The sequence below is a fragment of the Maribacter sp. IgM3_T14_3 genome, from assembly GCF_049603095.1.
In the GTDB taxonomy this organism is placed as follows: domain Bacteria; phylum Bacteroidota; class Bacteroidia; order Flavobacteriales; family Flavobacteriaceae; genus Maribacter.
The window spans coordinates 1714760-1735440 of the sequence record NZ_CP187138.1 but is presented as its reverse complement, the minus strand read 5'-3'; the positions used below and the strand labels follow the sequence as shown (position 1 = coordinate 1735440).

Sequence of the window (20681 nt, the reverse complement as noted above, 5' to 3'; positions counted from 1 at the left end):
ACTAATTTTAAACTTTAATTAAGAATGAGAACAATACTACTTTTAGCATTGATGGTTATTGGTACTTTTGGGTATTCCCAGACCAATATCAATGGTAATGTTGTTGACCAAAACAACGAGCCTATCCCCGGGGCCAATATTGTTATTGTTGGCACAACCATTGGTACAGTAACAGATTTTGATGGTAATTTCAATTTGGCAACATCCGAAGTACCACCTTTTAAAATAGAGGTGTCTAGCATCGGGTATACTAGTGTTAAAGAAAATATTACTAGTGCAAGTCAAACAATTACAATCATTTTAAACGAATCACAAACCTTTTTAGATGAGGTTGTTATTTCAGCATCTAGAACTCCAGAGCGTATTTTCGAATCGCCGGTTACGGTAGAGAGAATGGGTGTTTCTGAAATAAAAAACACTGCTGCCGCCGATTTCTATGGTGGAATAGAGAATTTAAAGGGTGTTGATGTAAACACGAACAGTTTAACTTTTAAATCTGTAAATACTAGAGGTTTTGCTTCTTTTGCAAATACTCGTTTTATGCAGTTGGTAGACGGTATGGATAATTCTGCACCTGCGTTAAATTTTCCAATAGGTAACTTAGTTGGGTTAACAGAAACAGATGTATTAAGCGTAGAATTACTGCCCGGCGCTTCTTCTGCATTATACGGTGCAAATGCTTTTAATGGTATATTATTTATGCGAAGTAAAAGTCCGTTCGATTACGAAGGGTTAAGTGTAGCTATTAAAAGAGGTATAACTTCGCAAGAGGCCGCTGGTGACAATGCATATACAGATGTTAGTATAAGAGCAGCCCATAAATTTAGTGATAAGTTTGCGGCCAAGGTCAATTTCGGTTATTTAGAAGGTACAGACTGGGCAGCGAACAATATTGAAGGAAAAGATGAAAATAACTTTATTGCAACAGGTTTAACCCGCGCAAACGATTTAAATTATAATGGGGTAAATGTATATGGTGATGAAGTAGCTACCGATATAAAAGATGTTGCGCTTACATTAGAAAGTCTTGGGCGTATTCCAGCAGGTGCAAATGCATTAATTCCTTCAGTGCAAGTAAGTAGAACAGGTTACAACGAAAGTGATCTTACAAATTATAGCGCAAAAAGTATTAAAGCAGATTGGGGATTATATTATAGACCAATTGAAGATAATAGCTTAGAGCTTTCTTATGTGGGTAAAGTAGGTACAGGTAATACTATTTATCAAGGTACTAACAGGTATAATATTAATGGTTTCTTTCAAGAACAACATAAACTAGAAATAAAAAACGATAATTTTTTTGTTCGTGGTTATTTAGTAGGCGATAAATCTGGAGATTCTTACGATATGGTTTTTACCGGAATTAATATCAATAGGGCTTGGAAAGATGATAATACTTGGTTCGGTGAATATACAGGGGCTTATTTACAAGCTACTTTAGCTGGGGCAACTGACGAAGCAGCACATGCAGCTGGTCGTGCAACTGCTGAAACAGGTAGATTTCTGCCAGGTACACCAGAATTTCAAGCGGCTTTTGATAGAAGTGTAAATGATCCAGATCTTAGTACTGGTTCAAAGTTTCAAGATGCATCAAAATATTACCATGCAGATGCAAATTATAATTTCAGCCATTTAATTGATTTTGCAGATATACAACTTGGTGGTTCTTTTAGGGAATATAGTTTAAATTCTTCAGGTACTATCTACACTGATTCTGACGGACCGATTAACTATTCAGAATTTGGCGTTTACACCCAAGTTCAAAAGAATTTACCTTTGTCTGGCGAGAAAAATTTGAAATTGACTGGGTCTGTACGTTATGATAAGTCTGAATTTTTTGACGGTTTCTTTTCTCCAAGAATATCTGCGGGTTTAACTATTAATCGAAATCATAACATAAGGGCATCTGCACAAACAGGATTTAGAAACCCTACAACACAAGATCTTTTTATAGGATTGGATGCTGGTAGGGCTATTTTGGTAGGTTCTGCTCCAGATAACCTTGATCGTTACACACGTGATTTTATCATTAGCCAAGCAGGTCAAGATAATTTTGGACAACAAGCTAGCATTACTCAAACTGGTAGAGCAGCATACGAAAACTCGTATTCCTTAAGTTCGGTGAATGAACTTAGTCGAACAGGTAACCCTGCGGTCTTAGAAATTGCTAATCCAGATATTATAACACCAGAACAAGTAGCTTCAGTGGAGATTGGTTATAGAGGTAAAATAGATAAACTAATTATTGATTTTAGCACCTATTTTAACAAGTATAAAGACTTTATATCACAAGAAGTAGTAATAGCACCATTATATGGTGAAGTTGGAGATGGGGGATTATCGGTTGCTGCTGTAGCAAATGGTGATTTTCAAGCGTATAGTACTTACACTAATTCTGATGCTGATGTAAATTCATATGGAGCATCTTTAGCTTTAAGTATGAAGGTTTTAGGTAATTATGATTTAGAAGGAAGTTACACGTATACCAAATTAGATTTTGATCGTGATGCTAATCCTGATTTGCAACTAAATTTCAACACGCCAGAACATAAATTCAAGGCTTCTTTCGGAAATACGGCATTATTTGAAAATTTCGGATTCAATGTTGCTTATAGATTTAGTGATGATTATTTTTGGGAAGCAACATTTGCTCAGGGTGTAGTACCTGAATTCCACAATATCGATGCACAAATAAATTATTCTGTTCCAAGCATAAAATCTACGTTTAAGGCGGGGGGTACCAACATATTAGGCGATGAGTATTATACAGCTGTAGGTACTGGTTTTATAGGCTCTATGTACTACCTATCTTGGACAATTAACAACTAATTAAAATCAAAAGTTGAAATGAAAAACTTAAAATATTTATATATTTCTTTAGGCATATTAGCTTTTACGGCTTGTAATGACCCTGAAGACGTTGATATTAATCCAGTAGAAATGGCTGAAGAGCTGCCTGTGTTAACAGCGGGGTCGGCAGATTTTTCTAATTATGTTTCTTTAGGAAACTCGTTGACGGCAGGTTTTACCGATGGTGCATTGTTTCAAGCAAGTCAGAACCTTTCTCTTCCTAATTTACTTTCTCAAAAATTCAGTCTTGCTGGTGGTGGTAGTTTTATACAGCCATTAACCAATGATAACATAGGTGGTTTGGCACTTGCTGGTACTCGAATTCAAAACCCTAGATTGGTTTTTGGGGGTGCTGGTCCAGTGCCTTTAGAATCGATAATAGGAGATGTAACGGTTACAACCGATATTGCATTGAACAATCCGACAGGTCCTTTTAATAATTTAGGAGTGCCTGGTGCAAAAAGTTTTCATTTATTGGCGCCTGGTTATGGTAACATAGCTAACGTGCAACTGGGTCTTGCTAATCCTTATTTCGTAAGAATGACAGGTGCAACACCAGATATTAGTGTATTACAAATGGCAGTAAGTCAAACACCTAGCTTTTTCTCTCTTTGGATCGGTAATAATGATGTATTAGGATATGCTACTACAGGTGGTGACGGTACTAACCCTATAACTCCTGTTTCAGGAGCACCAGGTCAAGGTTTTGACGGTAGTTACGGAGCTTTAATTGCTACCTTAACTGCAGGGGGTGCACAAGGGGTTGTTGCAAATATTCCGAATGTTACAGATGTTCCGCATTTTACAACAGTTCCACATAATCCTTTAGATCCAACGAATCCAGATTTTGGAGGTCAAATAGCGACGTTGAATGGAATCTTCGGACAGTTAAATCAAGTTTATGAATTTTTAGGGGTACCAGAACGTTCAATTAAATTTTCGGAAACTCAAGCAAGTGAAGTTGTTATCAGAGATGAAACATTAACAGACTTATCAGCTCAAATTGCTGGCGTATTAGGTGCTAGTCCAACGTTCCCTGCATTTGTAGAGTCTTTTGGCTTACCAGCACAAGCAGCACCGTTAGTTGCTGGTTTATTAGGTAGCACTTACGGTCAAACAAGAGAAGCTACAGCTGCCGATTTATTTGTGTTACCAAGTTCTTCGGTAATAGGAACTGTAAACTTAGAATCAGTAGGTGCTTTAATGGCGGCTGGTTTACCACAAGCATTGGCAGGTCAGTTTTCTGTTGAGGGTATATCACTTCCTTTGGAAGATAAATGGGTGCTTATACCTAGCGAGCAAGAAGAAATTGCGGTTGCTACAGTGGCATTCAATCAAATTATTGCAGCTACTGCTAGCCAAGCAGGTTTAGCTTTGGTAGATGCAAACACATTATTGAATCAATTGGCAAATGGTGGTATTACCAGCGGACAATTTACATTAACAGCAAGTTTGGTTACTGGTAGCGCCTTCTCTTTAGACGGTATTCATCCAACGGCTAGAGGGTATGCATTGTTGGCAAATGAATTTATGAAATCAATTGATGCAACTTATGGTTCAAATTTTGAAGCATCGGGTAATTTATTAAATGTAGGGGATTATCCAACAAATTACTCTCCAGCATTACAATAAAAGTAAATAAAATAGTAGGATTTAAAAGGTGCTTTATAGGCACCTTTTTACTTTTGTAAAAAAGGGAAAAAACAATTTTTATTTAAAATTGAAAACTATATCTTTGCAGCCTGAAAATGAGAGCATTTTTCAGGATATATTAAACGTAATACATAAACAAATAAGTAATGTCAAAAGTTACAGGTAAAGTTTCGCAAATCATTGGACCCGTGGTTGATGTAGAATTTCAGTCAGGTGCTGATCTTCCTAGAATCTATGATTCCTTAGAAATTGTAAAAAAGGATAACTCGATTTTAGTATTAGAAGTACAATCTCATGTAGGTGAAAACACGGTAAGAACTATTTCAATGGATTCTACCGATGGTTTAAGCAGAGGAGTAGATGTAGTTGCTACTGGTAGTGCGATTCAAATGCCGGTAGGTGATGACGTATACGGTCGTTTATTCAATGTTATTGGTGATGCTATCGATGGTTTAGGTAATTTGCCTAAAGCAGGTAAAGCTGGTCTTCCAATACACAGAGAAGCGCCAAAATTCGAAGATCTTTCAACTTCTACTGAAGTTTTATTTACAGGTATTAAAGTAATCGATTTGATCGAGCCTTATGCAAAAGGTGGTAAAATTGGATTATTTGGTGGTGCTGGTGTAGGTAAAACGGTATTGATTCAAGAATTGATCAACAACATTGCAAAAGGTCATGGTGGTCTTTCTGTATTTGCTGGAGTAGGTGAAAGAACTCGTGAAGGAAATGATTTACTTCGTGAGATGTTAGAATCAGGTATTATAAAATACGGTGACGATTTCATGCATTCTATGGAAGAAGGCGGATGGGATTTGTCAAAAGTAGATAAAGAGGTAATGAAAGGTTCAAAAGCGACATTCGTTTTTGGTCAAATGAACGAACCACCAGGAGCACGTGCTAGAGTTGCACTTTCAGGTTTGACAATAGCGGAGTATTTCCGTGATGGAGCAGGTGAGGGTCAAGGTAAAGATGTACTTTTCTTTGTAGATAACATTTTCCGTTTTACACAAGCAGGTTCAGAGGTATCGGCATTATTAGGTCGTATGCCATCTGCGGTAGGTTACCAACCAACTTTGGCAACAGAGATGGGTGCTATGCAAGAGCGTATTACATCAACAAAAAGAGGTTCTATTACTTCTGTACAGGCGGTTTACGTACCTGCAGATGATTTAACAGATCCAGCACCGGCAACAACGTTTGCTCACTTAGATGCAACTACGGTATTATCTCGTAAAATTGCTGAGCTAGGTATTTACCCAGCGGTTGATCCATTAGATTCTACTTCAAGAATTTTAACAGCTGCTATTTTAGGTAAAGAGCATTATAATTGTGCACAAAGAGTAAAAGAGCTTTTACAACGTTATAAAGAACTTCAAGATATTATTGCCATTTTAGGTATGGAAGAATTGTCTGAAGAAGATAAATCTGCCGTAGGTAGAGCAAGACGTGTACAACGTTTCTTATCGCAACCTTTCCACGTAGCAGAACAATTTACAGGTCTTAAAGGTGTTTTAGTTGATATTAAAGAGACTATAAAAGGATTTAACATGATTATGGATGGTGAATTAGATCACTTACCAGAATCTGCTTTTAACCTTAAAGGTACTATCGAAGAGGCTATTGAAGCTGGTGAAAAAATGTTGACTGAAGCGTAATTAAGTTCAGAGTTCAGAGTTTAGAGTTCAGCATTGTAACTTATAACTCATGACTCATAACTCATAACTAAAAGAGATATGTATTTAGAAATTGTATCACCAGAAGCAACATTATTTGCTGGCGAAGTAACTTCGGTAACGGTACCAGGTATAAATGGTGAGTTTCAAATGTTAAAAGACCACGCCCCAATTGTATCATTGTTACAAGAAGGTAAGGTTAAAATTACAGGTAATATTTCTTTAGAAGTAGAATATGCCTCTAAGTTTACTAAAGATGCTAGCGGTAGTACAGTATTACAAATTTCTAGCGGTACTATTGAGCTTAAGAATAATAGAGTGATTGTACTTGCAGATTAGTTAGTACATTAAGTAATAAATTTTAAAGGCTACACTGAAAAGTGTAGCCTTTTTTTATTCCTTTTTATATGCTAGAATATCTGCAGGTTGACAATCTAAAGCTTTACAAATGGCCTCAAGTGTAGAAAAACGAATTGCTTTAGCTTTACCTGATTTTAGAATAGAAAGGTTAGCTTCCGTTATACCAATCATTTCGGCTAGCTCTTTGCTTTTCAAATTTCGCTCTGCTAATACGGTGTTTAAGTTTACGACTATACTCATAATTATATGGTTAAGTCGTTTTCAGATTGTACGGTATATCCTTTTTTAAATACATAAGTAAGAAACAAGGAAATCATACCAAATATAATTAGCAGAATAAGATTGTGTATATTTCTAAATTCAGTCTTATGCATTATCGGGTAATGGATAAGAAAGTATAAAATAGGACCAATTACTAAATTAAGAATGGTTAAAAGTTTTAAATTTTTGACAATACCTTTATTAAATATTATAGTCTCTTTTAATGCTTTAAAGATATTAGAAAGCAAATAGAAAAGTAGAATTCCAAATATTAGAATTAGAGATATAGTTAGTATATCGCTAGATTGATAATTACCATCAATAGAGTTTCCTGTCAAAGGGATTTTCATATTGAATCTACCATCGTTTACAGTGAATCTATTGGTAAAAAAAGCAAATTCCATATAGGTTAGAAAAGCTAAGAGTATAATTGAAATACTTTTAAAAATGTAATAGAATATAGTTGAAAGTGATTTTGGACCGAATATCTTCATTGTAAATATTTATATGGTTAAGTCATTTTCGTTTTTAAAATTTGAGGCTAATTTGAGTACATTACTCTGAATGATGAAAAATAAACCCATAATGGTTATCATTATTTGTGAAAAAATATTGTTGTCAAAATAAACGTTGAGTCTGTTACCGAGAATAAACTCTTCGATGAATATTAATATAAAAACTAAATAACTCGCGATAGAGCTACTGATTAGAAAGTTGCCGGTTGTGCTTAATTTCTGCGGGAGGGAAATATCAAAATGATTTTTTGACACCATAATTTTTGCAGCATCTTTTAGGTTTTTGATTGCTATTATTAATAACAAGTAAGACAAAAGGGATAGAATAAAAAGTGACCAGCTGAAGAAGCTCCAATCAAAAACATCTTTATTGTCTTGACCAATGGATCTTAATCCAGTAGGCAAATTTAGAAATAGACCAGAAAATCCAACACAGAGGAAAATAAATAAAACATCTATAATTAATTTAAATTTTTTTGAATTGTTCATATTTTATTATTGTTTAACGATAACAAATATATAAAAATTATCGAAAAACAATAATAAAATTAAAAAAAATGATTTGTATTTTCTTTTTATTAGTAAAACTATAGAGAGGTATCGATTAAATTTGAATCCTTATTACGTATTCACATTCTTACTGTTATAGATGTAAGCGTGACGCTTGCGCTATCGGTTAGCAACAAAATCTTATATTTTACACATTTTTGTAATACGGGTAAACGGGCTCTACTGTTTTAAGGCGCTCTTTTAGCTTATTGTAATATGGTATCCAATCTTTTAGTTGGGGTACCTTATAAAACACCTCATCGCGAGAAGCTACCTTTTCTTCAAAATTAGGGTCAGAACAAAGTTTGGAGATAATCAAACCTCTAAAATCATAGTCAGCTAAACCAACCAAAATTTCATTCCAATATTTTCCTTCGGTCTCTAAGCGGTCCATTTCTTTTAGTACGTTTGGCAGGTAGGAGTAGGTATCTATAAAAGCCTTACCAGGACCTTGGGCATAATCGACAATTAAATGGCCCCATTGGCGGAATGATAAAAGAGTGTTAAAATTAATGTCACTCAGTGCTGATTTATAGTTGTTTGGTAGACTATCTTTAACTGTGCGCCAAGAAACATTTCCTGTATCAGAAAAATTCGGTTTACCTATTTCATTAATTAAATTTTCCACCTGTTCATGAAAAATTGAAAAGGGCAATAACTCATGTAATGACGATTTTGTTTTAAATTCAAATACTAATAAAATTTTTACATGCTTTAGGTTTAGCGAGTATCCAACTCCTGTTTTTTTGGTAGCATTGAATTTATAACCCTTGTCCTTAAAGTAAGGATGAGTTACAGCAAATAATTCCTTTTTTCCCTCCGTTAGTTTTATTTCCATAGTTTATAACTTACTTGAATCTTTTATAAATTCAACATCTGATAACCCAACAGTACCCACATCATTAATGCCATGATCATTGAATTTTATTACTTTGGATTGTTCTACATTAAAACTTGTATTTGAATTTAAACTAATTAGTCTACCATCAATTATTATTTCTTTATCAAACTTCACTTTGAACTCCACCGCATAGCCGGAGGCTTCTTTTACCTGTTTAAACTTGGCAGTTTGTGCGGGGGTAAAACGTGTACAGGGGCTTAGTTTGTTCTCGATTACGATGATGACTGTAATAAACTGAGTTATTAAGTTAATATTTTTCGGTTTGATTAGGCAGGGATTTCAAACTTCAATTTTCTTTTTTAACGATAACCTCATAATCTAGATCATAAAAGAAAACATCTGTCATGCCGGCTTCTTCTATGGCGTTTCTTAATCGTTCGGATACAATAAACGTGTAACCATCAAATAAGAAATCATATTCCTTTTTTAAACTTAAAGTTGAAGGGATAAATTCATAATTTTTATAGTTGGCTTTTTTTATCTCAAGCAACTCATCATATGATGACGTTTTTAAGATTGTTATATCGTTTTTGTTATTTTTATTTACTTTTTTAAATACTGAGTTTTCAATACTTAAATGTGGAAAGTTCCATTGTTTTATTGGATAAAATAACCAATATTTATATTTGGTCTTTTTTTGATATTTGTCAACATTTAGTTCTAAGAATTGATCTTCCGTTAAAGTAAAATCATTTAAAATTTTAAACAATGCGTCACTTAGGCAAATTCCTCTTGTAAAAGGTGTAAAAGCAGCTTTATGCCATTTTCGACTTCCACCACCGCTAGACCATAACATGGTATTACGTAATATGGGTTCATTAAAGTCTAACTGTTCATGATCTGGAACGTTAGTGTCTACATACAATTGAATAAGTTTAGGGTTTTCCCATCTTTCTCTATTTCTTAATAAATGGACATCTAATTGTAAACGAGCAGTTTCTTCTTGGCTGCAATACAAGTTCCATTCTCTGCCATAGCCACCTAATTGATAATATTTCATTTTAATTATATCTATTTAAAATATCTTGAACTGCGGTAATTTTAATAGGCGTATCATCAGCTGCCGTCACGCCAAACAAATTATTTACATTCGTAGTTCCTTTTACAGATTAATCTAACAATACTTTAAGTTATAACTTTTAAGTCATAGACTTAACATGTTTTGATCAACCGGTTTTCAAAGAAATCAATTCCCAGTCTTGCCCTAATGAATTATAGGTGCATATTTTTTCGAATCCGACGGCGTAATGTGCGCCTAGGGAACGGGAGTTGGTTGCGTCAACTTCAGTGATAATGGCATCATATTTTGGGTAAGAAGCAATTTTCATAGCGTTGTAAAGTCCGCGGAAAATCCCCATTTTTCTATGGGTCTTAGCAACACAGATCTGACCCATGGTAATAAAATTTTGAATGTTTATATTTTCTAATTCGGTAAACATCGGTCTTAGAACCGAAATCTCATCTTTAAAGTCATCGGTCATTGATAGCGCGTAACCAACAACTTTATCTTTATCTTTCGCAATAATATGTGGGGAGGCGTTATTCATTCTGGTGAGAACATTTAACGAATGATGAACTGTAAGAAAACCTTCTTGTTCCATTTCTAAATCAGAAACAGAAGATTTTAAATTCATTTCTTGTAAAGAGAGAATTTGTATTAATTCATCATTTGTTGTTGCGGTGGTATATATCAAATTCATTTTAGTCAACTTTTAACCAAGCTTTGCGAGCTTTTAATACTTTTTTTGAAGGAGCCTTTTCATTTTTCTCCACCAAACTAATTGCATAGTTAGGGTTAGATGATAAGGTGACTTCCGTTTTTCTTTCTAAACCATCTCTTAAAAATGTTATCGAAAGGACATCATTTGGCTTAAACCCATCTTTGATAAACGTATCGAATTGAATTCCGTCCGGGAATTTATCGCCATTAATTGTGGTAATAATATCATTCTTATCGAGACCAGCAATATAAGCGGGGCTCCCCATTTTGGTATTGCTTCTAATTTTACCATTTAAATCGTCTGTTATAGATACAGCGGCGCCAAAATAAGCCGCTTCAGTGTCTTGAGACAAACTAACACCTACGGTTTTAAATAGTTCGTTATATAGAGGCATTTCGCTTTTGTAAATAAAATTGCTAAAGAAATAATTTCCGAAATCTTCGCCTGCGTACATATTCAAAGCTTGGTTCAAGTTTTCTATGGTATACGGGTTTTCAGTTTTTCCGTAGGTATTCCAAACCAGTTTCATGAAGTCATCTAAATTCAAGTCTTTCTCTCTTAAAGAAAGGTCAAGAGCCAAACCAAGAACGCTACCGTAAGAATAATAGGAGATAAATGTATTCTCCCTGTTTACAGGATCTACAGAGGTTGATGCATCTACGAAAGGAGCTTGGTAACTCATTTCTATGGGGTTAAAAAATTGTCTTGCAGGTGAATTCCATACATAATTGAAAGTACCGGTTAATCCCTCCACATATTTTTCTGTTGTAATCAATCCTGCTCGGCAAAGTATCAAATTTGTATAGTAGCTGGTAAAACCTTCTGCAAACCAAAGTTCGCCACTCATGTTAGCTTCTTCAAAATTAAAGGGTTCTAAAGATTTTGGTCGTATACGTTCAACGTTCCAACTATGAAAAAACTCATGAGAAACTGTACCAATATTACCATCCATTCCTCCGTTAGCTAATGTCCGCGTACTGGTTAAAATAGTAGAGTTTCTATGCTCCATACCATCACCGGAGGCATTTGGTACATAACAGGCTAAAAAGGTATAAGATCCGTAGTCGAACGTAGGTAGTTCGCCAAAAACCTCTTTTTCAGCTAGAACAACTTTTTTTACTTTCTCAAAATAGGTATCAGCTTCTTCTTCGGTACCAGGGTCATGCAACGCTAATTTTATCGTTTGCCCGTCAACATTAAATTCTCGCAGCATATGATTGCTTAACTCCGTCGGACTATCCATAAAATAATACAGATTAGGAGCGCTATAGGTATGGTCCTTTACTTGTGGTAATTGCGTAGCTATCTTCCAATTTAAATCTTCTCTTGTGTTAAAATCTACTTCTATCTTTCTTTCACTAAGTGTAGGGGCATACATAAATGTAGCCGGTATGTTTAAATGTGCATGAGACTCATCTATTTGAGAATAGGTACCATCACCTCTATTGGCAAAAAGAGTATAAGAGATTTTAACGGTGCCATCATGCCCGGAAATGTTCCATGAATACGGATTTGTTCTTGAAACAATTAGGTCATTTCCTTTGCTGTCTGTAGCCTTAAAGCTATAAACGTTTTTCGCAAATTCATGTAGCGCATATCTACCTGGCGAAGTTCTGCTCATTCTAAGCGATAGAGTATCAGGTTTTATATTTTCAAATGTAGCCGAAATAGTTGCCTCGTGATGTTCGGCATTTTCGAATGAGATTGAATAGGTGTTGGTTTGTGCAACTAGTTGTACTGATTTAAAACAAAAGAGTAATACTAAAATAAGGTAGCGCATACGATGATTTTTAGCTAAGATACAGAAGCTAATTCATGTGGTAAGCAGTTTAGTTTTAGAAAATAGAAGTTAAATTAAATGGGCTGATTTTTTTCGAATCTATCTTCAATAGTTTCTTTAATACCATTTAATATATATTCGGTAATAGGTTTGGTAACGAAATCTGCAACCAACGGTTTTTTCTTTAAGCGCTCAATATCATTGCGATAAGCAGAAGAGGTTAAGACAAAAACCATACAATTATCGGTTTTTGCAAATGTTTCTAATTGATCCATAAATTCCCAGCCATTCATTACGGGCATGTTTAGATCTAAAAAGATGATATAATTACTTGTATCTGAATACTCTTTTACTAGATAATCTATAGCAGGCTTGCCGTTCGAAAAATTATGTAAATCACCCTTTAGTTTGGCATGTTCAATACCTTTTTCTAATAAAAAAGTGAATATAGGATCATCTTCAATAAGCAGTATTTGGTAATTCATTTAGTCTATGTCAATTGCATTTATAGTATTTTCAACGATATCTTTTATGACATGGTCAATTTCATCAGCAGATATTATAATATAGTTGAGAATACGCTCTTTTTCTTCATAACTCAATTTTTCTTTATCATCTCTCAATAGTTCTACCAAGCCCATTAATCTTGCAACCGGGGCTCTAACTATATGAGATTGTGTCCAAGCAATTTTTTTAAGCTGGGCATTCTGTTCTTCTATTGCTTTTAAGTGCTGAACTTTAGTAGTGACATCTTTCGAATTTACAACAATACCATTAATTGTAGGTTCATTTAATTTATTAGTTACGATAGTTTCTAACCAGACCCAATGACCATCACCATGCCTAAACCTAAATGGCTTTATGGCGATTTGTGGGGTATCTAAAACTTTAATAAATTCATTATAGACATTGTCAAAATCTTCTGGGTGAACATGTTTGAAAGCACTTGTACCTACAAATTCTTCGGGTGTAATATTTAAAACTTTAGTTGAAGTCGGACTAGCATATGAGAAAATTGCCTGTTCATCAACTATGCAGATCATATCACTTCCTTCTTGAACCAATGTTTTGTAACGACGTTCGCTATTTTCTAATTTCTCTTCAGCTTTTCTCTTTTCAGTAATATCTCTCGTGGTAACTACGAGTCCGTTAATAGATGGTTCATTTATTTGATTGGTTATGATATTCTCGAACCATTTCCATTCACCATTAATATCTTTAAACCTAAAAGGTTCTATTTCTACGGAGTCACTATCTATTATAGCATTAAATTTTTCTTTAACCCTTTCTACATCATTAGCGTGTATATAGTCAAATGCATTAGTGCCAACATAATGTTCAGGGTCAGCACTAAGTACCTTTTTTGAGCTAGGGCTTACATACGTAAAATTCCCTTCAAGATCAATAATTGAAATGATATCGCTACTCTCTTGAACTAATGTTTTAAAACGGCGTTCGCTATTTTCTAATTGCAGCTCAGATTTCTTCTTTTCAGTATTATCTTTAGCAATACAATAGTAAATGCGGTCTTTTTTATCCCAATTAGAAGACCAAAGCATGGGTACTATCGTTCCGTTTTTGTGTTTGTACCTGTTTTCAAAATTGACGACTTTTTTTCCAGATAATACCGATTCGGCAGAATCTTCGGTCAATTTAATATCTTCATCATAAACCAATTTAAGATATTGGGTACCTATAATATCTTTAGGCTCATAACCCCAAATTTGTTTAGATGCTCTATTAACACTTAAAAAATAGCCTTCTTCATCTATAGTACAAATAATGTCTAAAGAAGTGTCCATTATTTTTTGTAGTTCTTCTTTAGCATTTATAAGTACTTGCTGAGATAATACTTCTGAAGTAATATCTTTAGAGAAGCAGGTAATACCAATTTTTTCACCTTCCTTATTATAAAGAAGATCAAATGAAGTAAGGCCATAGGTCGTCCAAAATTTTTCAGGATCTTGAATTTTTTGTTTCACAGAAAAGGCACCGCTGGTAAGGGCTCTGTTATAATATGCTTTCCACTTTTTTGTAATCTGCTTGGCTACATGTTTCGAGAAAACTAAGTCGCCTTCATTGAAAGGTGTACCTTGAATTTTTTCAACTAATTCATGAAATGCGGTATTGGCAGTAATAAGTTTAAATTCTAAGTCAATAGACCACATTAAGTCTTTAGTGCTATTGATCATGGCTTCTTGGTTATTTTTAACCCTTTGAAGCTCATTGGTAAAATTCTTTTTTTCAGTAATATCTTGAACGGTACCGTACATTAATTGTGGTTTATTATCATCACTCCACTGAAGTACTTTACCCTTGTCTTGTATCCATTTATAAGTGCCATCTTTTTGAAGCATTCTATATTGAACACTACACCCATTAGATGGGTATTTTAAACATTCAGACATTTTAATTTTCACCTCTTCTAAATCATCTTCATGAATTAGACTAAACCATGTATCGGTTTTGAAATTTGATAAAGATGTATTTTCTATACCATAAATATCTAGGGCTTGTTCGTTTAAGGTAAGTACGTCATCCATAAGATTGCGTTCCCAAATTCCTATTCCTGTTGCAGTAACAATATTATCTAAAAGCTTTCCTTTTCTTTCTAAATCTAATTGCTGTTCTTCTTCTTTCTTTTTAGATTTACGAAGATCAAGTAAATGAACAACCTGTTTGGCAAGTGTCTGAAGTCCATTAATTTGAGCTTCATTAAGTTGTTTTGGTTTATAGTCTAAAACGCAAAGGGTGCCAAGGCGCTGACCATTTTCTGCGGTTAATGATGCACCCGCATAAAAACCGACATGCGGATCATTTTTTACTAAATTATAATCACTGAACCTTATATCTTTATGGGTGTCTTCTACTACTAGTAAATCAATATCATCTGTAATAACATGCTTACAGAAAGAATCTTCTAAAGGTGTACCGTTGATATCTAAACCAAAATGAGATTTAAAAAATTGCCTTCTATCATCTACCAAAGAAATTAGGCTCGTTGGGGTATCGCAAATAGAGGCTGCAAGAGATGTTATTTCATCATAGATAACCTCTGGGTGCGTATCCATAATGTCATAAGACATCAATGTTTTTAATCTGTTCGTATCTAAAATATTACTCCCGTTCATTTAATCCTTATCAAAAGACATACTTAATCTAATACTTTAACTTCAAAGTAGGAAATTTCTTTAAAAAAAGATGCAAAAATATGCTTTAAGTTTATCTTTCACCTATAATTTCATAGTTTTTTACATAGATATATAGCTTTTTTGAATTTGTAAGTAACTATTAGTCAGATTCATAAAATGATTTTATCAGTAGATTTAGAATAAGTTTGATTTATTTTCAACAATGCGGATAAATAGCTTAGAAAAATTACAGGAATTCGTTAATTACCTTACAATCATTTCATAGAAAAGCTATTTTTGCCCTATGAACCAACTACCCATAAAATTACAGAATATCTTGGCAGAACGTAAAAAGGAAGAAACCTTTCGTTCGCTAGAGTCTACCGAAGGCTTAATTGATTTTCTTTCTAATGACTATTTAGGTTTTGCTACCAATGAAACTTTATTTTCTAAAACGTTTCAACTATTATTAACAGAAAATGTAGCATCAAACGGGTCTGGCGGGTCTAGGTTATTGTCTGGCAACCATAAATTATATAAGGGATTAGAGCCGCTATTAACTGGGTTCTACAAAGCAGAAGCAGCCTTGGTGTTTAATTCTGGTTACGATGCCAATATGGGGTTGTTCAGTGCCGTACCCCAACGTGGCGATTTAATTTTTTACGATGAGTTCGTACATGCAAGCATACGCGAGGGTATACGTATGAGCAATGCAAAAGCATATAGTTTTTCGCATAACGATTTGGCAAGCCTACAAGAAAAGGTGAAATTAAATACTGCTAGAAATGAGCATGAAGATTATGCTGTATATGTAGTAACTGAAAGTGTTTTTTCTATGGATGGAGATACGCCCGACCTAAAAGCATTTACAAAATTTACAACAGCTAATAAGTATCGTTTAATAGTAGATGAAGCTCATGCGGTTGGGGTTTTAGGAAAAAATGGAGAAGGATTGATCCCAGAATTAGGTCTTGAGAAAGATGTTTTCGCGAGAACAGTAACATTTGGCAAAGGCTTTGGTTGCCATGGCGCAGCAATTCTTGGCTTCGAGAATTTAAAAGATTATTTGGTAAATTTTGCCAAACCATTAATATATACCACAGCATTAACGCCACATACCTTGGCGACAATTATTACCGCACATAAGTATTTAAGTGAATTGGGGAAAGAACCGAGAGAACTATTAAAAGATCATATCGATTTCTTTAAAAAGCAGCTACTAGCCTTTAAAATAAACCATCATTTTATACCAAGTTCTACGGCAATACAGGGTTGTATCATACCAAGTTCAAAGAAAGCAAAGCAAGTATCTAAAAAATTAATGGACAAAGGCTTTAATGTCAAAGCAATTTTATCGCCAACGGTGCCAGAAGGTCAAGAAAGACTTAGAATTTGCTTGCATAGTTTTAATTCTAAAGAAGAAATTGGGTTATTGGTAAAATTGTTGTCTAGTTTTATATAATATATGGAAGATAAATTTTATCAGCTTGCCTCTTTTGAATACGTAGCCGATGTACAGATTGTAAAAGGTAAATTAGAGTCTGAAGGGATACCAGTTTTTCTTAGGGATGAAAATACCTTAAATTCAGATCCATTGATAAGCAATGCCATTGGCGGAGTAAAACTACAAGTGTATTCTAAAGATAAAGAACGGGCAATTGCTATCTACGATGAGATAAGAGCCTATGCTGTTGATAATGATGGTGAGCCTGTTGTTTGTCCCAATTGCAAGGCTCAAAAATCTGAACCATATTATAACAGCAAGGGAGTATTTTATAAACTTTTTCCATTTTTCGAAAAAAGAAAATATAAGTGCCTAAATTGTGGAATGATCACTAACTCAAAGTAAGAATACATGCAAAAGATATTTGTAACAGGAATTTCGACGGAAGTAGGTAAAACAATCGCATCGGCAATTTTTACCGAAGCATTACAAGCAGATTATTGGAAACCTGTACAAGCCGGCGATTTAGATAATACTGATACAGATAAGGTAAGGAGTATGATATCTAATACTAAATCGAAATTTCACCCCAGCAGCTATAATTTAAAGGCAGCTATGAGTCCGCATGCTGCGGCAGAAATTGAAGGTATTGAAATCGATAGATTCCATATCAACGAACCAGAAACAGATAACAGCTTAATAATTGAAGGTTCTGGCGGTATATTGGTTCCTTTAAATGAGGAAGATACCATGTTCGACATCATCATGCCCGATTATAAGGTTATAGTGGTTTCTAGAAATTACTTAGGTAGTATCAATCATTCGCTATTGACCATAAAATGGCTGTTACACAAAGGCTATGAGGTTTCTGTGTTATTTAGCGGAGAAGAAAATCTACATACCGAAAGTATTATTTTGAGTAAAACAGGGGTTTCTTCAATAGGTAGAATAGATGAAGAAAAAGAATTCACCAAAGAGGTTATTAAAAAGTATGCCGATAAGTTCGAGGGTATTTTGAGAACGTTATAATCGCTGTAAAATTTCAGCATTATCAACCGTAGCATATACCCTATAATGTTGGGCTAAATAGGCATCTATATATTCATTTTCCTCAATTTCTTTTTTATCTAAAATTCGCCGACCTTTTCGTATTACAACAGTTTTGGGTTGTAATTCTTCCATAATATATGTAAGCTCTTCGATAGAATTCTTTCTGGGGTTATCAAAAAAAGGAAACAGCTCATCTCTACAAATATTACTTGGGTGTGTAGAGGCTGTGGTAGGTGGTAAGGTATCTAAATTCCAGTATCCTATGTGATATTCAAAAAATAGGATGTTCTTCGTATCTAAATTATGCTCTAAAATATATTGCGTAGCAGAAAAACCTTCCCCATTAAAGAAAGTACCTTTTTCGAATTTGTTCTTTATAATATTTACATATTCCAGATAACTTTCAGCAGGAATCAATAACGCAATAAACGCAACATAAACTGGTAATTTCGGCTTGTAATTTATTATTAAGTTATAGATAACGATCCCAACCAGAATAAGTAACATTGGGTGTACTTGTATAAGGTAGTGACCATTGATTCTTCCACCTTTCACAAAAGAAAATAGCACACCTAAAATTGCAATTATTAAAAGTTGAACGGTTCTACTCTTAAAATCAAGGCTTTTACTTTTATAGGCATATAAAAAGAAGAGTCCCGTAATTAGAAAAATGGGCGCAAGTTTAAGAATGGAATATCTTCTCGCTTCTGTATATTCTAGTGGTGCAAGTACTACAGATTCCCACCAAATATGAGTTTGGTTGCTTAAGTAGTAGGGTATAATAGTCGCGAAAATTACAGTTACAACTCCGGTGCCAAATAACAGAATAGACAAGAAAGTAATTTTCTTATCTGTAAATAAAGCTTCGTAAACCAAGAATAGACCAATAAATAGAATAGGGAAAGCCATATTCAATTTCACCATAACTGTTGCACCTAACAATAGACCGGACAAGAATAGATATAATGCAGATTTTTTTGTTAGTAGTAAATAGAGACCGGGCACAAATAATGCAATGCAAATATGTTCAGACATTACACCTTGTAGACTACCAAAAAGGCTTAATAGAACAATGCAAAATGCACCAACAAAAATAGAAGCTTTTTTAGGGATTATAGTACGTGCAATCTTATAGGTGTAAAATGCGGTAATGACCACTAAAAATACACCGGCGAGCCGAATAGCGATAAAGCTTTTGCCAAATAGGGATATAATGCCAGCGAAAAAAGCAAATGTTAGCGGTGGCTTTAGATCCCATAATTGTGTGTAAGGTAGAAAACCATTGGCCCAAGATTGACCTAAAAGAATAAAAGTGCTTTCATCGCGATCAATGTAGTCTCTAAAGAAAAAAGGGAAACGAATAAAAAAAGTGATTAAAAAGAATAGGCAGAATACAGCTGTATTCTTCAATTCGGAAAAATTTAAAAACGCTTTTTTGTTTCTTTTTAAGGGCATCTCTTTGTTGCGGTTTATTTCCCGATCTTTGCAAGATAGATAAAATGAAGAATTATAAATTCTATGAAAAAGGAAAATCTATCTACTCGCGATAAAAAATATTTATGGCATCCTTTAACTCAACATAAGTTGGGTAAACCACAATTACCTATAACTAAAGCAAAGGGTGTAGTATTGTTTGATGAGGAAGGAAACGAATATATCGACGGTATTGCATCTTGGTATACCGTAATGTACGGCCATTCAAATGACCATATTATCTCTGCAATGACCGAGCAAATGCAAAAGTTAGATTTTGTAATGTTCAGTGGTCTAACTCACGAACCGGCAATAGAATTGTCTGAAAAATTGATGGCCATTTTGCCTGATAATCAGGCGAAATTATTCTTCAACGATAATGGTTCTACAGCTATTGAGGCGGCGATAAAAATGGCGCTTCAGTATTTTCATAATAATGGAGAAAAAAGAGATACGTTAATCGCTTTTGAAGATGGTTTTCATGGCGATACATTTGGAGCAATGAGTGCATCTGGTCTGTCGTCTTACAATGGTCCGTTTGAAGATTTTCTATTAAAAGTAGTGCGAATACCTACTCCCCAAGAAGATAATATAGAAGAAGTAAAAGGTAAGCTGTCTGAAATTTTGAAAGAAAATAGTTGTGCAGCATTTGTATTTGAACCACTGGTGCAAGGTGCGGCAGGTATGAAATTTCATTCCGCCGAAGGGTTAGATGCTTTGATCGGTCTTTGTCAAGAGCATGAAGTTCTGTGTATAGCAGATGAAATAATGACCGGTTTTGGTAAAACGGGTAAGAATTTTGCATCAGATAATTTAACGAATAAGCCAGATATCATTTGTCTAAGTAAGGCTTTAACGGCAGGTATTTTTCCGTTGAGTATTACTAGTTGTACACAGAAAATTTATGATCGTTTTCTTAGCGATGAGGTACATAAAGGTTTCTTTCATGCGCATACATTTAGCGCGCATCCATTAGGTTGTGCCGCTGCTTTGGCGGGAATTGAACTTTTGAATTCGCCAGAAATTATAGAAAGAAGAAGCTACATTGAAAATGCCCATAACGCATATGCTAGCAAAATTCAGAATCATAAAAAAGTAAAAGATGTAAGGGTTATGGGTGCTATTCTTGCCATAGACCTTGAAATAAAAATGGAACGTTATGGTAATTTGCGTGATCAACTTTATAATTTCTTTTTAGAAAGAGGGGTGTTGTTACGACCATTAGGTAATACTATTTATACATTACCGCCTTATGTAATTACAGACAACCAGCTCCAGAAAATTTACGATACCATCACTGAGGCTTTAGATACATTTTAG

General features: G+C 34.4%; 18 protein-coding genes. 8 read left to right on the top strand and 10 right to left on the bottom strand.

What is annotated here, in order from left to right; translation table 11 throughout:
- The first annotated feature begins 24 nt into the window (after positions 1-24).
- The 4 genes from ACPF9A_RS07800 (at position 25) to ACPF9A_RS07785 (ending at position 6515) form a co-directional block, all read left to right on the top strand.
- Positions 25-2829, top strand: coding sequence for a TonB-dependent receptor (locus ACPF9A_RS07800; RefSeq protein ID WP_424003236.1), 2805 nt, complete (start codon positions 25-27; stop codon positions 2827-2829).
- An 18-nt stretch (positions 2830-2847) separates the two neighbouring features.
- Positions 2848-4482: a G-D-S-L family lipolytic protein gene (locus ACPF9A_RS07795; protein WP_424003234.1), complete on the top strand. Its 1635-nt coding sequence runs from the start codon at positions 2848-2850 to the stop codon at positions 4480-4482.
- Positions 4483-4649: 167 nt separating this feature from the next.
- Positions 4650-6158 carry a F0F1 ATP synthase subunit beta gene (gene atpD / locus ACPF9A_RS07790; protein ID WP_424003232.1) on the top strand — a complete coding sequence of 503 codons (1509 nt, stop codon included), beginning with the start codon at positions 4650-4652 and terminating at the stop codon, positions 6156-6158.
- Between the two features lie 78 nt (positions 6159-6236).
- Positions 6237-6515, top strand: coding sequence for a F0F1 ATP synthase subunit epsilon (locus ACPF9A_RS07785; protein WP_424003230.1), 279 nt, complete (start codon positions 6237-6239; stop codon positions 6513-6515).
- A 54-nt stretch (positions 6516-6569) separates the two neighbouring features.
- Here ACPF9A_RS07785 and ACPF9A_RS07780 read toward each other — a convergent pair whose 3' ends face one another.
- From ACPF9A_RS07780 to ACPF9A_RS07740, 9 genes are all read right to left on the bottom strand, one after another.
- A complete protein-coding gene (locus ACPF9A_RS07780) occupies positions 6570-6776 on the bottom strand; it encodes a helix-turn-helix domain-containing protein (protein WP_299321623.1) in 207 nt (68 codons plus the stop codon).
- 2 nt (positions 6777-6778) lie between these two features.
- A complete protein-coding gene (locus ACPF9A_RS07775; RefSeq protein WP_424003228.1) occupies positions 6779-7291 on the bottom strand; it encodes a DUF2975 domain-containing protein in 513 nt (170 codons plus the stop codon).
- A 9-nt stretch (positions 7292-7300) separates the two neighbouring features.
- Positions 7301-7801, bottom strand: a complete 501-nt coding sequence (locus ACPF9A_RS07770) for a hypothetical protein (RefSeq protein WP_424003226.1) — start codon at positions 7799-7801, stop codon at positions 7301-7303.
- A gap of 208 nt (positions 7802-8009) precedes the next feature.
- A complete protein-coding gene (locus ACPF9A_RS07765) occupies positions 8010-8699 on the bottom strand; it encodes a hypothetical protein (RefSeq protein WP_424003224.1) in 690 nt (229 codons plus the stop codon).
- A gap of 349 nt (positions 8700-9048) precedes the next feature.
- Positions 9049-9762, bottom strand: a complete 714-nt coding sequence (locus tag ACPF9A_RS07760) for a hypothetical protein (protein WP_424003222.1) — start codon at positions 9760-9762, stop codon at positions 9049-9051.
- 166 nt (positions 9763-9928) lie between these two features.
- Positions 9929-10462 (bottom strand): GNAT family N-acetyltransferase, encoded by a 534-nt coding sequence (locus tag ACPF9A_RS07755; RefSeq protein ID WP_424003220.1) that lies wholly within the window; start codon positions 10460-10462, stop codon positions 9929-9931.
- A 1-nt stretch (position 10463) separates the two neighbouring features.
- Entirely contained in the window at positions 10464-12263 is a 1800-nt protein-coding gene (locus ACPF9A_RS07750) for a M61 family metallopeptidase (protein WP_424003218.1), read from the bottom strand.
- Positions 12264-12337: 74 nt separating this feature from the next.
- Positions 12338-12748, bottom strand: a complete 411-nt coding sequence (locus ACPF9A_RS07745) for a response regulator (protein ID WP_424003216.1) — start codon at positions 12746-12748, stop codon at positions 12338-12340.
- Entirely contained in the window at positions 12749-15394 is a 2646-nt protein-coding gene (locus tag ACPF9A_RS07740; RefSeq protein ID WP_424003214.1) for a PAS domain S-box protein, read from the bottom strand. It abuts the gene before it with no gap.
- 304 nt (positions 15395-15698) lie between these two features.
- Here ACPF9A_RS07740 and ACPF9A_RS07735 point away from each other — a divergent pair, with 304 nt between their 5' ends.
- The 3 genes from ACPF9A_RS07735 to bioD are packed head-to-tail and all read left to right on the top strand — an operon-like array spanning position 15699 to position 17867.
- A complete protein-coding gene (locus ACPF9A_RS07735; protein WP_424003212.1) occupies positions 15699-16856 on the top strand; it encodes an aminotransferase class I/II-fold pyridoxal phosphate-dependent enzyme in 1158 nt (385 codons plus the stop codon).
- Positions 16857-16859: 3 nt separating this feature from the next.
- Complete coding sequence (locus ACPF9A_RS07730) at positions 16860-17243, top strand: DUF2007 domain-containing protein (RefSeq protein ID WP_133688402.1); 384 nt, start codon at positions 16860-16862, stop codon at positions 17241-17243.
- A 6-nt stretch (positions 17244-17249) separates the two neighbouring features.
- Positions 17250-17867, top strand: coding sequence for a dethiobiotin synthase (gene bioD / locus ACPF9A_RS07725; RefSeq protein WP_424003210.1), 618 nt, complete (start codon positions 17250-17252; stop codon positions 17865-17867).
- Here the strand turns inward: bioD and ACPF9A_RS07720 are convergent.
- A complete protein-coding gene (locus ACPF9A_RS07720) occupies positions 17862-19298 on the bottom strand; it encodes an ArnT family glycosyltransferase (RefSeq protein ID WP_424003208.1) in 1437 nt (478 codons plus the stop codon). The genes bioD and ACPF9A_RS07720 overlap by 6 nt on opposite strands.
- 108 nt (positions 19299-19406) lie before the next feature.
- On the opposite strand from ACPF9A_RS07720, the gene bioA reads away from it, so the two are divergent.
- Complete coding sequence (gene bioA, locus ACPF9A_RS07715) at positions 19407-20681, top strand: adenosylmethionine--8-amino-7-oxononanoate transaminase (protein WP_424003206.1); 1275 nt, start codon at positions 19407-19409, stop codon at positions 20679-20681.